The organism is Mucilaginibacter sp. (genome assembly GCF_041660805.1).
Lineage (GTDB): Bacteria > Bacteroidota > Bacteroidia > Sphingobacteriales > Sphingobacteriaceae > Mucilaginibacter.
In genome coordinates, this window is record NZ_JBAZVP010000001.1 from 547,679 (window position 1) to 563,567 (window position 15,889).

14 protein-coding genes are annotated in these 15,889 nt (G+C 41.6%); 5 read left to right on the top strand and 9 right to left on the bottom strand.

What is annotated here, in order from left to right:
- Positions 1 to 108 precede the first annotated feature (108 nt).
- Positions 109 to 720 carry a C40 family peptidase gene (locus WC743_RS02490; RefSeq protein ID WP_373010168.1) on the top strand — a complete coding sequence of 204 codons (612 nt, stop codon included), beginning with the start codon at positions 109 to 111 and terminating at the stop codon, positions 718 to 720.
- 13 nt (positions 721 to 733) lie between these two features.
- Here WC743_RS02490 and WC743_RS02495 read toward each other — a convergent pair whose 3' ends face one another.
- Positions 734 to 1,480: a TMEM175 family protein gene (locus tag WC743_RS02495; protein WP_373010169.1), complete on the bottom strand. Its 747-nt coding sequence runs from the start codon at positions 1,478 to 1,480 to the stop codon at positions 734 to 736.
- Between the two features lie 30 nt (positions 1,481 to 1,510).
- Between WC743_RS02495 and WC743_RS02500 the strand changes: the two genes are divergently transcribed.
- Positions 1,511 to 1,633 (top strand): hypothetical protein, encoded by a 123-nt coding sequence (locus tag WC743_RS02500; protein ID WP_373010170.1) that lies wholly within the window; start codon positions 1,511 to 1,513, stop codon positions 1,631 to 1,633.
- Here WC743_RS02500 and WC743_RS02505 read toward each other — a convergent pair whose 3' ends face one another.
- Positions 1,634 to 3,517 carry a DUF3857 domain-containing protein gene (locus WC743_RS02505; RefSeq protein ID WP_373010172.1) on the bottom strand — a complete coding sequence of 628 codons (1,884 nt, stop codon included), beginning with the start codon at positions 3,515 to 3,517 and terminating at the stop codon, positions 1,634 to 1,636.
- 32 nt (positions 3,518 to 3,549) lie between these two features.
- A complete protein-coding gene (locus WC743_RS02510; protein ID WP_373010173.1) occupies positions 3,550 to 5,529 on the bottom strand; it encodes a DUF3857 domain-containing protein in 1,980 nt (659 codons plus the stop codon).
- A gap of 119 nt (positions 5,530 to 5,648) precedes the next feature.
- On the opposite strand from WC743_RS02510, the gene WC743_RS02515 reads away from it, so the two are divergent.
- Positions 5,649 to 6,674, top strand: coding sequence for an exonuclease domain-containing protein (locus WC743_RS02515; RefSeq protein ID WP_373010174.1), 1,026 nt, complete (start codon positions 5,649 to 5,651; stop codon positions 6,672 to 6,674).
- A 776-nt stretch (positions 6,675 to 7,450) separates the two neighbouring features.
- Here WC743_RS02515 and queG read toward each other — a convergent pair.
- Positions 7,451 to 8,389 carry a tRNA epoxyqueuosine(34) reductase QueG gene (gene queG, locus WC743_RS02520; protein ID WP_373010175.1) on the bottom strand — a complete coding sequence of 313 codons (939 nt, stop codon included), beginning with the start codon at positions 8,387 to 8,389 and terminating at the stop codon, positions 7,451 to 7,453.
- Between the two features lie 140 nt (positions 8,390 to 8,529).
- Between queG and WC743_RS02525 the strand changes: the two genes are divergently transcribed.
- Positions 8,530 to 8,898, top strand: a complete 369-nt coding sequence (locus WC743_RS02525; protein ID WP_373010176.1) for an STAS/SEC14 domain-containing protein — start codon at positions 8,530 to 8,532, stop codon at positions 8,896 to 8,898.
- Between the two features lie 30 nt (positions 8,899 to 8,928).
- A complete protein-coding gene (locus WC743_RS02530; RefSeq protein ID WP_373010177.1) occupies positions 8,929 to 9,162 on the top strand; it encodes a hypothetical protein in 234 nt (77 codons plus the stop codon).
- Positions 9,163 to 9,277: 115 nt separating this feature from the next.
- On the opposite strand, the gene WC743_RS02535 is transcribed toward WC743_RS02530, so the two are convergent.
- From WC743_RS02535 to WC743_RS02555, 5 genes are all read right to left on the bottom strand, one after another.
- The gene (locus WC743_RS02535) at positions 9,278 to 9,751 is read right to left on the bottom strand and encodes a nuclear transport factor 2 family protein (RefSeq protein WP_373010178.1); all 474 of its coding nucleotides are present in this window, start codon (positions 9,749 to 9,751) and stop codon (positions 9,278 to 9,280) included.
- An 82-nt stretch (positions 9,752 to 9,833) separates the two neighbouring features.
- The gene (locus tag WC743_RS02540) at positions 9,834 to 10,733 is read right to left on the bottom strand and encodes a polysaccharide deacetylase family protein (protein WP_373010179.1); all 900 of its coding nucleotides are present in this window, start codon (positions 10,731 to 10,733) and stop codon (positions 9,834 to 9,836) included.
- A gap of 99 nt (positions 10,734 to 10,832) precedes the next feature.
- A complete protein-coding gene (locus WC743_RS02545; protein WP_373010180.1) occupies positions 10,833 to 11,999 on the bottom strand; it encodes a Gfo/Idh/MocA family protein in 1,167 nt (388 codons plus the stop codon).
- 4 nt (positions 12,000 to 12,003) lie between these two features.
- Positions 12,004 to 14,286 carry a GH92 family glycosyl hydrolase gene (locus tag WC743_RS02550; protein ID WP_373010182.1) on the bottom strand — a complete coding sequence of 761 codons (2,283 nt, stop codon included), beginning with the start codon at positions 14,284 to 14,286 and terminating at the stop codon, positions 12,004 to 12,006.
- 97 nt (positions 14,287 to 14,383) lie between these two features.
- Complete coding sequence (locus WC743_RS02555) at positions 14,384 to 15,877, bottom strand: RagB/SusD family nutrient uptake outer membrane protein (RefSeq protein ID WP_373010183.1); 1,494 nt, start codon at positions 15,875 to 15,877, stop codon at positions 14,384 to 14,386.
- Positions 15,878 to 15,889 lie beyond the last annotated feature (12 nt).

Sequence of the window (15,889 nt, forward strand, 5' to 3'; positions counted from 1 at the left end):
ATACGACGAGATTGCCGCGCTATTGCTCGCAATGAGATTTGAGGGGAATTGTTGAAATGTTTATAACATCTCTTATCACGGTTATTCCTTTCGGGATATCTTTAGGGCATGTTAATACGTCGCCATACCAAACTGCTTTTTTTAGTTTTTGCCGCTGCTGTTATATTATCTTCTTGTCACTCGCGTAAATTAACTGTCAGGAACCCGCAGGGCGATTATAACTCTAATGGTATGGTTACCAAACGCGGGCCTTACGTAATGGTAAAGCCCGATAAAGAAACCGCCGATAAGTATGCCGAACTAATGGGAGTGAAGCGCAACGATATTCAAAACGGCAGGCTATACACCTTTATTGACGAATGGATGGGCGTACCTTATCGTTTTGGCGGGCTGGATAAGGATGGTGTGGATTGCTCCGGACTGGTATCTTTATTACAACTGCAGGTATATGACCAGCCTGTGCCGCGTACCTGCGCCTTACAGGTAAACAGTATAAAGCGTAAATACGAAGATGAACTAAAAGAAGGCGACCTTGTATTCTTTGACTTCGACGGGAAGCAATACAGCCATGTGGGTGTTTACCTGCAAAATGGTTATATAGTGCATGCCAGTACCCGCAGGGGCGTTATAGTAGTAAAACTGCATGACCAGGGTATTTACAAATATTTCTCACGAGCGGGTTCCGTTATTGATCCAACTACTTCGGCGCAGAATGATTAATTAGTGCCTGTCTTTACTCAACCGGATCAACGGCTGCCTTTGCTATCACCTTTCTTCTTTTTCTGGATTTAAATAACCGGGCCAGCATTGGGGTATCTTTTTGAGGGTTTGGATTGAGCCTTTTTCTAATTATACCAAACATTATTGCCCACAATACAAAACCATATGAAAACAACTGTGGATTAAAGTTAAAGTTAAGGCCGGCTATTGTATAAATAAAAACTGCCGGGATAGCTATAAAATTGAACTTCTGGGCCTTCCATTCCAGGTTTGTTTTAATGTCGCCTGGGTTGATGCATAGTTGCCCTGCATTGCGCACCAAATAGCCTGTTAGTAAGGTGTGGGCAAATAAAGCCATCATCACTACCGTGAAATAAACATAAAAGCCCTCATAGTTTCTGGGGCTTAAGGTCTCGGCCATTACAGATACCCCAAACGGAAACAGCGTTATAAAAAACAAGAAGATAAGATTGTAAACGATGAGTTGTTTGGTATAATCTTTTAAATAGCTGAATAGTTTAAGGTGCTTGGCCCAAAACATACCGGTTATAAAAAAAGCGAATATATAGCCTATCAGCTTAGGTATTAAGTCTATAAAGGCTTCCATTACCTTTTCGTGGCTGGCATGGCGCATCCCTTCGGGGAGCTTTATTTCCAATACCATTATGGTAATGATAATGGCAAAAACCGCGTCGCTGAACAATATTACACGTTCCAGCTGAAACTCCTTCTTAATTTCCTCGTTCTCTTTTATATCCATTTGCTTAAATATAATTTATAATTTTGCACCATGTCAAAACAAAAGCAAGACTATTCTTTCTGGACTAAATACAAGCGCTATGCCGGTACAGAAATTATGCTTTACCTCATCATGATCATTGGTATCATATTAGGTATCATCATTTTTAGCTGATCAATTTTTTACCAGCGTTACATTATAATTGTCGGCATCAACCACTGTCTGGTAAAACTCAACCAGGTCATGATAAGTATCTTTACTATAAGTGCCGTCAATAACCTGCAGGGTACGCTTAAATATCAGTTTGTCGCCATTTAAAACCATTGTTGCCTTAAACGTACCAAAAGGTTTTTCAACAGATACATTTAAAGGGTTAAGATCACTATGGTAACCTGCCGGCAGGGTATAGGTTATCTCATCTTCGTCGGTATAGCCGCTGTTAATATAAACCGGGTTAGTGCGGTTACGTACATCGCGCAGTGTCCTGATGGTGCGGTTAAGCGGATTGAGCGAAAAGTACAGCTTGCCATTTTCGGCAGTAGCAAAATCACGGGCGCTTAATTTTATAGTTTCTGTTGCCGCGGGCAGCTCATTTTTATCCTGCTTATAGTTACACTTTTCAATATCAAGGTTGTTGATGGCATTATATCTTTTTTGCAGGATCTTGATCTGCTCAACTGCGGGCTCGTCAAGCAAATCTTCATGGTTATCATACTGGGTGCCTTTAAAAATAGTAGTTACATCTCCGGTAACAACGCCATTATTATCAATAGTAAAGCCCGCCTTGCGCACCTGTGTATTAATTTGAGCGGTGTATTTTGGCGTATGCATTAGCTTTCCGCCATCCGGTGTGCAGGCTAAAACAGTGCGGTCATCTGTAAAGTCACCTAAAAAACCAAAGGGGATCTTCTGGCTGGTACATTCCAAAAAAGTAGTGTCGTTTTTAAAAGGAAGGCAAAGTATAATATGGTCCCCCTGGTTCATACTGGCAAAATCATCAAGCAGGCTTACCTTTCGGGCTCCTGACTCAACTACGCAATACCACGAATCAATATTGGCAGCCTTTAGCAATGCCTGTGTATAGTTCACCAAAGCTTTGCAATCGCCATAGTTTAGCCTGTCTACTTCTGATGCTAAAAAGGGCTGATAACCGCCAATGCCTATCTGTACACTAATATACCGGGTTTTATTTTGCATGAACTCGTATATCTTTTTAGCTTTCAGTTTAGGATCGGTAATGCCATTGGTTATGGTATTTACCTGCTGTACAGTTGCAGGTGGCAGTGTTTGGCGGTTAGCTAATAGTTTATCATACCTCCATTTACCCAGTTCTTTCCAGTTGGTAAATGTGCCGCTTATGCCCTCGTACTTAAAGTTTTCGGGCGCTATCTTCACTATGCATAAAAATTTATCGCGGTTAGGGCTATAAGGTTCTTCTTTAATTGCTTTTAAATTTTTTACCTGCCATGTGTAAGTTTTTAAGCCCGCCGCGTTTGTTACCGCATCTTTAAAAACATTTGGCGGCAGGTTCACCTCTTTGTACCTGATCTTAAAATCGGGCTTGCAGATAAACGTAAACGAGCTTCTTTCAACCGCCAGTCCCTCCTCTTCATTTGGCTGCCAGTCGTTAAAAATAAGCGACTGTTTAGAGCGTTTCTCGTATTCGTACTCAATAGTATAAGGGTATGAGCCGGTTGATGGGATGTAATGCTTTACGCGCGAGTCTTCAAATAACGACATATCGCTCGCCGCGTTCACATCGGCAAAATCCTTTTCGGCAAATTTACCGGTTGGTTGGCCAAACTCATTATATATGGTGCCTTTAACATACCTGATAACGTTACTGCGATTATGCCATAATACAATGCGGGCGATGTCGTCTCCGTTTTTATTGAGTACGGTTATCGCTGTTTTAATATGATAAATGGTATTATCGGCATCTTTCACCTCAGTGGTTACATCCTTGTTCCTGATAACCGCGCTGGCATAGGGCAGCAGATCTTTAGGTATCAGGTTTACATTATAATCTGCCTGCGCATTTGCAAATGTTATTAGCATCAGCAAACAAAAAGTGGTACAAATAGCTCTCATTACTTTTTCTTAAACACAATTTCTGCTTTTTCTGCTGATATGATTTTGTTATACAATTCTTTTAAATAAGGATATTCCTCAGGCGCGTAAACTGATTTACTGAACTGCGTTATGTTTGAGAAAGTGAAGTAACCGCCTTCTCCCTCAAAGTTAGTAAGGAATTTACCTCCCTGATTAGGCAGACCAATGGCCATGCCTTGCGGGGCGCTTTCCACCGTATAGCCTTCGGGCAGGCGCATGGTTAGCACAAAACGATTGTCTGATGGCATCCCCCAGTCTACCGGATAAGTGCGATCAAGCAGTTTAAATGGATTGGTGGTCAGCCTGTCGAAAATGAACGGATTGAAAGCCAGGCGGGTATGGTTAAGGTTATCAAATGCATTTATTTCAACCTCGTATTTTTCGCTCAACGGCAGGTCAAGGCTATCTAAATTGAGGATCTCCGAGTTGAGGATCTTAATTTTCCCCAGCCGCTCATCCAAATTCTCTACATATTCATCAATAGTATTGAATTTTTTGATGGCCTTGCGTTTCTCATATCCCTGGTAACCACTGGAGTAGGTGGTGATAGTCCCTTTTAACTTGCCATCGTTTTGCAGGGTAAGATCTAACGAGCTGGTGCTCGTCTTTTTGTCTTTTGTGGTAAGGTCAATCCAGTAAGATGGCTTATCAAGGCTCATTACCCTTCCCTGGTCATTCAGGCATTTTACCGGCAGCATCCCAAATGATAATACGGGGTCGGTGGCATCAAGCAGGTAAGTGGTGGTGCCAATAGTTGTACGGGCTATTACGTAATTAAACTCATTTGCAACCGGGTAAAGCTTGTTTACAATACCATTGGTACGGGTTGACAGTAAAACCGCTTCGGCATTAATCCCCGCCGAATTTAGGGCGGTCACCAAAGTAAGGTTAACATCGGCTGCATTGCCGGTGTGGTTATCAAGCGCCTTGCGGATCCCATCATCGCTGCCCCGCGAGTTGAAACCATTCCATTTAATGGTTTTTTGAATATAAGCGTATATGGCTTTTGCCTTTGCCAGTTCTGTTGTTTGGCCTGCTATTACAGGTGTAATATATTGTTTAAGCAGGTCCTTTCGCCTTAGTTGCGAACCAAAAAAATCTGCGCGTTTTAAGTTATAATCTATATCCTTCCATTCCTGGGTTACCTTTATTTTAGCGCCTGTAGTAAGATTTGTATAATCTGTAAGGTTAAAATATATGGCAGACATAAAGTTTTTTGGCGATGTCATATAATCCTCTTCAACAAACGCAGGTATATTATCTATACTATACACAAAATGCGAGCAATCACAAGTTGCACCGTGACTGCTAAAGCAGGCTTTCTCCAGTTCTGATGTGTTTTTAGTAAGTTTAAGTGCACCTCTCATCAGCACATTATAACTCCAAAATGCAGGAATATGCACTTCATACATTGATGTTACTTTAGGGATATCATCCTGAAAGTGCCACGGCTGAAACTTATCCCAAAAAGGAGTTGTAAGGCGGTAACTATAATCAATAATTGCCCCGTTGCGCAGGTTGGGCATGGCAAACTTTTTATAACTCCAGTATTTGTTCTCTTTTACTGATACAATTTTTGATGGGTCAAGCTCGGCAGTTTGTATGTTACCGTTGTCATCCTTGTAAATGGTTACTCCTTTAATATTGTCAAGATCTTCCCAGGTATCGCTCCCGGCACTATAAAAAGGAATTTGTACTGTGCCCTTATCAAAGCCTTTTGCATCAAGTATTTTAATCCTTACATGGTATTCAAACATTATTTTAATGTTATCATCGCCCATTACATTTAACATTGAAGTACCGTACTCATTTAACACCACAGCATGGGCACTGGTATCGGCCTCATATCTTTTCATGTCTATTTCTTTTTGGCTGTAACTACCAAAAGGGAAATTCTGCGCTGATGCAATTGTACTAAGAAGGGTAAGGATCAATAAATTAAGTAAAGGTTTAATCATGTTTATTGTGCATTATTAGGTAGCTATGAATTTAATAAATTTTACCCGTATTTTTAATGAAAAAGTATTCTTCCGATTATTTTTTAGACCTTTGCCAATTGTACTCCTGATCTGTAAAAATGAAATTAAAATTAAAGCGGCCTCTTGCCTTTTTTGACCTTGAAACAACCGGTACAAACATTGGCGCCGATCGTATATGTGAAATATCTGTCATTAAACTTCATCCTGATGGGAGCGAGGAAGTGGCAACCTGGCGTGTTCACCCGGGTATTCCCATTCCGCTGGAATCATCATTAGTGCATGGCATTTATGATGAGGATATTAAGGATGAGAAACGTTTTAAGGAACTGGGACAGGCTATAGCTGAATTTATTGGCGACAGCGATTTAGCCGGATATAACTCTAACAAGTTTGATATCCCGATGCTGATGGAAGAGTTTTTACGTGCAGGTGTGGCCTTTGATTTGGAGAACCGCCATTTTGTAGATGTACAGAACATTTTTCACCAAATGGAGCAGCGCACTTTAAAAGCCGCATACCAGTTTTATTGCGATAAACAGATCATCAACGCCCACTCGGCCGAGGCTGATACCCGTGCTACCATGGAAGTGCTGCTTGCACAGATAGAGAAGTACGAGAACATGGAGTGGGAGGATAAAAAGGGCAACAGAAGCGTACCTGTTGTGGGCGATGTTGAGGCATTGCACAAGTTTACTAACCTGAGCCGCCCGGTTGATTTTGCCGGCCGCATGGTGTACAACGAAGAGGGAGAGGAGCTGATAAACTTTGGCAAGCACAAAGGCAAAAGAGTTGAGGATGTGTTGAATGCCGAGCCCAGCTATTATTCATGGATGATGCAGGGCGATTTCCCGTTGTATACAAAACGCAAGCTGGAAGAAATTTACAAACGCTGGAATGCCAAAAAAGTAGCCGAAAGGCAACAGGCTAAACCTGCACAACCGGCAGCCGCACCTGCTAATACGCCCAGACAAGAGCCTGCTAAACCGGCTTTCCAAAATAACAGCCCTAAAAGCACACCGCAGATAAACAATAATCAGCCGTTTAAAAAGAAAGATGAGCCAGCCAAACCGGTTGACGATGATATGCTTAAACAACTGGCCATGAAATTTGGTAAGGGGTTGTAAATTGTGTTCTCGCAAAGACGCCAAGACGCTAAGGTTTTTTCCCCTTTCCACGCGTCATTGCGAGGAACGAAGACAACCGACCGTAGGGAGCTCATTAATTCCATAAAGAAAGATCAAAATCATTAATAATCCCCGATAGAAAAGTAGGCGACCTTGTGAGCAATATACACCCTTGTGCGTCATTGCGAGGTACGAAGCAATCTCCCGATAGAAAAGTAGACGACAGTCCTGTTTGAGATTGCTTCGCTTATTTCCACCCTTCTAGTAATTGCGAGGAACGAAGCAATCTCCCGATAGGTTAGTGCTGTGCTTTAATGAACTTCAGTCCGCTCATTGCCGCGGACGGCTATTACTTTTTCCTTGATGAAAAAGTAACAAAAAATCAAGACGAAAAAATCCTTCCCCGCACAAAGCCTTTACCCATCGGCCCCGGTTTTTCGTCGGGCCAGCGCTCTTCAAATTTGCGCCTATGCATTGTTACTTCCCTACGCGTCATTGCGAGGAACGAAGCAATTTCCCGATAGAAAAGTAGGCGACAGACATGTCGGGGATTGCTTCGCTATCGCTCGCAAAAACGGTATTGTTTCCGCAGCCGTCCACCCTGCGCGTCATGCGAGTTTTAAAATCCGTTTGGCCTCTGAAGGATAAATGACATATGCCGGGTCATCCTGAGCTTGTCGAAGGACGTGCGCAAAAGCCCACCCCGCAATGCTTCGACAAGCTCAGCATGACCCGATTACTAAACCTTTACAGCAATGACATGCCGTAATCAATCCCTAATCACAATTTCGCAAAAACTCAATATTCCTCTTTAACCCCTCAAACTTGGTGCGTTTTACCGCGGAGTTTTTAAATACTTTTTGGAATACATCTGTAGTAATATCTTCCCAATCCTGCCTGTTCATTCCGTGCAGTTGGGTATGCGGCTGAAACGCCGGTTCGGTATGCAGAACAGAGAAGCGGTTCCAGGGGCAAACATCCTGGCATATATCGCAGCCAAACATCCAGTTATCCATTTTGCCTTTAAATTCCTGCGGGATCTCGTTCTTAAGCTCTATAGTGAGGTAAGAGATACAGCGGCTGCCATCAACCACGTAAGGGCCAACAATGGCATCGGTAGGGCAGGCATCAATGCAGCGGGTACAATCGCCGCAATGGTCGGCTGTGGGTTCAATATCGTATTCCAGTTCAATATCAACAATCAGCTCTGCTAAAAAAAAGAACGAGCCTGTTTTTTTGCTGATGAGGTTGGAGTTTTTTCCTATCCAGCCTAAGCCCGCTTTTTTGGCCCAGGCTTTATCCAGCACAGGTGCGGAATCTACAAAAGCCCTGCCGCCAACTTCACCAATTTTTTCATTAATGATCTGTAATAGTTGCTTGAGCTTGTCTTTAATAACGGAGTGGTAATCAGCGCCGTATGCGTACTTGGATATCTTGGGTGCCGATGGGTCGGACTGGATAGTATCGGCGTAGTAGTTTAACCCTAATGATATAACCGACTTTGCGCCATCAACCAAAAGGCGGGGGTCCAGGCGTTTATCAAAGTAGTTTTCCATGTACTGCATTTCGCCCTGCATGCCCTTTTTTAACCACGTTTCAAGCCGTGGAGCCTCTTCTTCTAAAAACTCAGCTTTAGAAATTCCGCAAAACAAAAAGCCCAGGTTTTTGGCCTCGGTTTTTATCATTTGCGAATATGCCCACTTGTTTTGCTGCATTTTGTACAAAGATACAATATGCAAAAGGTTTTTTTAAGCAGGGAAAAACCGAAGGTTTGGTTATGTTATATGTAAAAATATTTCGTTTAAGAAAAACTGGTATGATTTTTTATATAGTAATAGTAATAGAAACTTAGTTTATGCTAAAATTTATAAAAGATTTAGAACCACACGTAGTTGGCATACATGCTACAGGAGAGGTTATCAAAGAGGATATTGACACTGTTTTAATACCCCGGATTGATGACCTGGTAAAACGGGAGGGAGAGATAAACTACCTGTTGGTTTTAGAAACTAATGTGAAGAATTTTAGCGCCGGGGCCTGGTGGGGCGATTTAAAATTGGGGTTAAAAAACTTTACTAAATGGAACAAAATTGCAGTAGTAAGCGATCAGAGGGGAGTTGAATGGTTCTCTGATGTTTTCCGGTTTTTTATCCCCGGGAAATCAAAGGGCTTTCCGCTTGACCAGTTAGATGAGGCTGTAAAATGGGTAACCGAAAAAGACTAATACATACACTCAATATAAATTATAAATACCATGGAAAATACACTTGACGGATTTGACCGGGCCAATGACCAGGGAAAAAATCATGATATTAAAGGGAATGTTGCAAATGCAGGTAATGACACATTAAAAAAGAATACAGACGACAAAGACCTCGCTAAAAAAATTCCAACCGTTACCCCTGAAAATGATAATGGAGAATTAGAAAATCCGACAGACCAGAGTTCTTCAAATAAAGGGCAGGGCCCGGCCGGCGAAAACTTATAAAATGCAAAAGCCCTTTCCAAAAACAGGGCTTTGTGTTTTATAAAATTAGGAAGCGCTTATCTAAAAAAAGCAGGGAGAATTAGAGATAATTAGAGATTTTTAGAGGTAAATCCTACTATTTATTATGATACAACCTGGAGTTTGAGTAGGTGGCCTCGCTGCTTATTTTATTATTATGGATCTTGTAAACGCTGCAATACCTCAGATCGTAACGGATGGGGCTGTTATATTTTTCCTTTAAACCTACCACATCGTACTCTACCACCACTGTCGAATCGTTGGCTATCATATTATCAACCAGATACTTAGCATCAGGCGATATATAAAATAACTGATGAAACAACTGGTCGGCACCCTGTGGCCCAAAGGATACGCCATCCCAATCACTTGTGGTAATGCGCGCTTTGGTCTCGTACTGGGCTACTAACCCTTTGAGGTCGTGTGAGTTAAGTAACTGGAAGTGTTCATTTATGACTTGCCTGGCTGCAATGGTTGGATCAAGTTTAGTATCAATTTTATTATTAGTACAACTTGACAACAAACCCAATATAACTGTAGCTAACAAAGCAGAATGGAAGTTAAAAATCATGGATAAATATACTTATTTGATGCATATAACAAACCCCCTTTTGAATATTCAAAAGGGGGTTTGTTATGTTTAATTTCTTGTATTAGAAACTGTTACGAACGCTATTGCCAAATGTTTTGGTGCTCCAGTAACCACTATCCAATATGCGGCGTACAGTCATTAAAGGGTAGTCGGGGTCGCGTTTATCAGCAAGCTGAAAAGCAATTTTAAAGCCTTTATTTTGTATTTCGGGTAAAACAGGTTTTTTCCATATACCAAAAGGGTAAGCAAAGTAATCTATCTTTTTTCCGGTAATTTCTTCCAGTTTTTTGGTTGGTTTATCTATTTGGGTAACCCAATCGTCCACAGGCCTTTCGGTTATTTTTCCGTTCTTACCTATAATCTTTAAAGTAGAATTATGTGAGAATTTATCTACCCTGTGATGGTCCCATGTATGGCTGCCAATTACGTTGCCATCATCAGATAGTTTTTTAACCATCTCGGCCGTCATGTAATGCGGACGGCCTATTGATACGGTCATTACAAAGAAAACACCTTTAAACCCGTATTTCTTCATTTCAGGCGCGGCTATGGTAAACTGGTCAATATCAGTGTCATCAAACGTAAGCATGATGGGTTTTTTTGGCAGTGGCGCGCCTGTTGTTAAATAATTGTATAACTGATCTGGCAGGATAGTATGATAACCGCTATCGGCCAGCATTTTCATGTGCTCTTTAAAAGCGGCTATTTGTACAATGTAATCCTTAGCACCTTTAGAATCAGTTGCTTTCCAATCGCGTATTTGATGGTAGCAAACTACAGGCACCTGTTTACGGGCCATAATAGCAGCTTTGTTAATAGGAGGGTTGGCAATTCTGGCTACGGGCGATTCTGAAACCGCAGCGGGTTTATCGGTAGTGCTTTTATCTGATGATGGTTTGCTTTGGCATGAAATGATGCCCACAATACCAAATAACGAAACGGCAAAAAATTGCTTTAACATATTCAAATGAGATAGTTTTTGTTAATTAGAAATGAATGCGCTAAAATAAATAATTATGCAAGGATATATCAAAGCGTGGATAAATAATTACACTTATAATTAAAGTACTATACGTTTACCTTCGGCAATGGACCTTTTGGCGGCGTCAAGTATCTGCATTACTACCATATTGTATTTTAATGATGAGCGGTCTGTTAAACCAACCAGCCTGTTTTGCAATACCACCTGCAGGTAACTGATAGGATTATCCATAGGGGGGATAATATTATCGGCTACTTTAACAGTAGAGGCATTTTGATTTAAACGCGACACAATGTTCTTATTATCAAGCGCATGCATGTATCCATCATCGCCAAAAACCTCCAGGTCTTTTATGGAGAAAGGCCAGTTCCATGATGCTTCAATAATGCCTGTTGCGGTAGGATATTCCACTACAACGGTCACATCATCCTCCACTTTAGGGTAGGCTTGTAATTTAAAGTGGCGGGCAACCGCAGTTACCGCTATAGGTTTCTGGCCTTCCATTAACCAGGTCATCAAATCGGCACCATAGCAGCCAAAGTCAATAAGGGCACCGCCACCGTTTAGCTCCGGGTCTGTAAGCCAGCTTACAAATTCTTTACTGCAATTGATCTCTTTAGGCCCCTGATGGCCATCATGGACAATAATTTTCCGGATCGTTCCCAAGCTGTCATGAGCCGCCATGTTATATACATGTTGGTAAGACGGGTACCAGGTGGTTTCGTAATTGGTTAATAATTTAATGTAATATTTAAGGGCCAAAAACTCCATACGCTTAGCTTGCGCAAGGGTAGCTGCCAGCGGTTTTTCAACCATTACAGATATCCCCAAAGGGGCGCATATTTCAACTACATCAATATGTTTGGCAACCGGGTTATATCCTAAAACAGCGTCGGGCTTTTTTGCTATGGCCATTTTTTTCAGGTCATCAAACATAATAGAATCCGGCAGCTGATATTGTTGCTGAAATTTGGCGCGCAAATTTTTATCAGCTTCAGCGATACCAACAATATTTACAAGCCCCTGCCTGTATTGGTTGAGGATAAGATGAACGTGATCATGAGATAAGCCGGCAATACCATATTTTAGATGGCTGAGCATCTGCGGTTTACGCGATGCCGACTTTAGCTCATTCTCCTTTGCCGTTGTATCTTTTTTTGCAGGTGTAGTTTGCGAATAAACAACCGATTTGAATGACACCGACACCATTATCAGGCACAGTAAAACTCTTAAATATTTCATCATACTATTACTTTTCGGTCGATAACGAATAAGGTACGTCTGCAGGTTTTGTACCCCTTGTTTTATTTGGAGTTGCCGACATGTTAAAATTAATAACACCACCCTGCATTAAAGCTTTGTGACTTAACCAGGTATAATCATACGGTTTCCCGTTAACATTCAGCAGGTTAACATATTTATTTACAGAGCTGTTATTAGCCGCGTTTATAACAACCGTTTTGCCATTCTCTAAATTAAGAGTCACCTTTTTAAACAAAGGCGTGCCTAAAACATACTGGTCGGTAGCAGGGCATACCGGGTAAAAACCCATAGCCGAAAATACATACCAGGCAGATGTTTGTCCATTATCTTCATCACCGCAATAACCATCAGGTGTTGCTTTGTAAAGTTTGTCCATTACCTCGCGTACGTGCAGCTGTGTTTTCCAGGGCTCACCCGCGTAGTTGTAAAGATAGGTCATATGCTGAATAGGCTGATTACCATGTGCATACTGGCCCATACCGGCTATCTGCATTTCACGGATCTCGTGGATTACTTCGCCATAGTAACTGTCATCAAATATTGGTGGAAGTGTCCATATCGAATCAAGTTTTGAAACGAATTTTTTCTTGCCGCCCATCAAATCTATCAATCCTTGTATGTCATGAAAAACGCTCCAGGTATAGTGCAGGCTATTGCCCTCTGTAAAGGCGCCACCCCATTTGAACGGGCTAAACGGACTTTGGAACTTACCGTCTTTGTTTTTACCACGCATCCAGCCTGTTGAAGGATCAAACAGGTTCTTATAATTCATGCTGCGTTTTTTGTACAGATCAGTCTCAGAAGCAGGGCGGCCTAATGCCTTACCCAGTTTGTAAATAGTAAAATCGTCATAAGCATACTCCAGGGTACGGGCAGCATTTTCGTTTATTTTAACATCATAGGGCACATATCCCAATTCGTTATAGTATTGCACCCCATCACGACCTGTTGCTGCCGGGCCGTCATTATTAGCGCCGTGTATTAAAGCATCGTAAAGTGTATTTATCTCATAACCACGGCCGCCTTTTAAATAGGCATCAGACACTACAGATGCCGAGTTATTGCCCACCATTACATCAGAATAGCCGGGGCTGCTCCATTCAGGTAACCATCCGCCTTCTTTATAATCATTAACAAGGCCCATCTGCATTTCTTTGTTTATGGATGGATATACCAGGTTCAGGAACGGATATAATGCCCTGAAGGTATCCCAAAAGCCAGTACCCGCAAATTTATAACCCGGCATAACTTTCCCATTTTGCGCACTCCAATGCATAATATCGCCTTTGGCATCTATCTCGTACATTTTGTTAGGGAAAAATAGCATGCGGTACAGGCAGGAGTAAAACGTACGTACCTGGTCAACCGAACCACCTTCAACCGACAGGCGGCTTAGGGTTTTGTTCCATGTAGCTTTTGCTTTTTGTTTAGTGATATCAAAACTATCGGTACCAACCTCTCTTTTGAGGTTAATTTCGGCTTGCTCAATGCTGATAAATGACGATGCTACACGCAGGTTAACTTTTTCGCCTTTAGCAGTTTTAAAGCCAATAACGGCCATTACGTGTTTCGCGGTGAGTTCTTGCCCGTCGGTTAGCGTGGTATCGTTATAAGTTTGTGATGTAGCGATAGGTTTATCTACATATATCACAAAAAAGTTCTTGAAGTTTTTAAGCGGCCCGCGTGCATATTTGGTAGAGTAACCAATTATCTTTCTTTCGCCCGGGATAACTTTGATATATGAACCCTTGTCAAAAGCATCAATCACAATAAATGAGCTATCGGTTTTTGGGTAAGTAAATCTGAATTGGGCGCTGCGTTCAGTAGGAGTGATCTCGGTAGTAATATCATGATCTGCCAGATAAACGCTGTAATAATATGGTTTGGCAACCTCGGCTTTGTGTGAGAACCAGCTTTCGCGCCCTTTTTGCGATACTTTTAGTTTGCCGGTAACAGGCATAATAGCAAATTGCCCATAATCATTCATCCATGGCGATGGCTGGTGCGTTTGCTTAAAGCCGTTTATTTTATAAGCATCATAAGTATATTGCCAGCCGTCGCCCATTTTACCGGTTTGTGGTGTCCAAAAGTTCATACCCCATGGCAAGGCAATGGCAGGGTAGGTGTTACCGTTACTAAGGTCGTACTTTGATTGGGTACCCATTAACGGGTTTATCCATTCAACCGGATCAGTCACTTTTGTAACTTGTTGTGCAAATGTTTGAGCGGTGAATAATATAGCAGATAAAATAAGGAAACTTTTTTTCATAGAATTAAGATGCTGTAGTTTGATTTATAAAATGATTATAAATCGACCGTAAATATAAAAGACTGGCGTGTATTGCCAGTCTTTTATATTGATTTTGTTACCAACCCGTATTTTGGGTGAGGTTTTTGTTGGTATTAATTTCACGTTGCGGTATAGGCCACAAGTAATATTGAGCCTTCATGGTAACACCCTGCTCGTTAGGGGTTGATGTAGCATCGCCAAAAGTATTATTTATAACATTGTAAATTTTGTGCGTACGCTGTATATCAAAATAAGCTTTATCCTCGTAAGCAAGTTCATGATACCGCTCTTTCCAGATTGCTTCTCTGAACTGGTCTTTAGTTAAACCGCTAAGAGCCGGCAATTTTGCCCTTGTTCTGATAAAGTTTACTTGTTGGTACGCCTGAGGGGTAGGTCCATTTACTTCGTTGGTTGCTTCTGCATAAATCAGCATAGCTTCCGGCAGCCTCAAAAATGTCCAGTTCTCATCGCTTATACCATTGCCGGTGGCACTTTCCACATGGAAGTACTTATATAAAGCGTGTGAACCAAAAATAACTGTTTTGCTTGGGTCGCCAAATTGCGGATAGCTGGAAAAGTAAAACTGGCGCTCTTGTGTGCGCAAGTCACCGGTTTCATAGCTGGCAACAAACTGGTTTGTAGGCATCATTGCACCTAAGTGGTCGCCGTAGGCACCCACAGGTAAGTTAAATGGTACGGTAAGCTGCGGAATTGCATTGTCACGTACACCAACCAGGTATTGGGACTGGAAAATCAGTTCGCCTTGATTTTTGTGTGCGTTGTCATGTAAAAAAGCATAATTATCAAACAAAGTGTATGAAGGCAATACCAGTTCTGCAGTAGCTGCGGCCTTAGCATAATTCTCTGTTTTGTTGAGCGGGAAACCAGCAGTAGTTAAGTAAACACTTGCTAAAAGTGTATTAACCGCACCTAAAGAAACTTTGCCTGTTTGGTCTGTAGCTGGTAAACCGGAGGCCTGCGCTGCTGTAAGGTCTGCAATAATCAAATCATAAATAGAAGCTACGGGGTTACGTGATGGATAAAGATCAGGATCGTTAACACTTACAGGTTTAGTGATCAATGGCACATCACCATATAACCTAACCAGGTGATAATAAAAGAACGCCCTCAGGAAATAAACCTCGCCTAATAGTTTGTTACGATCAGCATCGGTCATGGAAACAGTCGGAATTTGCTCTAACGCTAAGTTTGTTTGCGCTATGGCGTTATAACTACCGCGCCATACAGTTTCAAATCCCGGGTTAACCGCATCTGTACGCTGGTTAATAACATTGCCATTATTAACACTTTGCCCCAGTGAAGTAGCATGGCCGGCAAAAAGTTCAATAGTAATAAAAGGACTTTCGCCATAAGCATCGCCATTTTGAAAAAAGTATAAAGAGGTATAAATACCATTAACGAATGTACGCGCCTGTGAAGCATTCTGAAAATAGCCGGTTTTTACGAAATCGCTCTTGTTCTTTTCGTCCAGATATTTTTTACAGCTGCTAAAAGTCATGGTAAGGATAAGTATTAAACCGATCCCTAATTGCTTTAAGTTAAATTTCATAATATATTTATG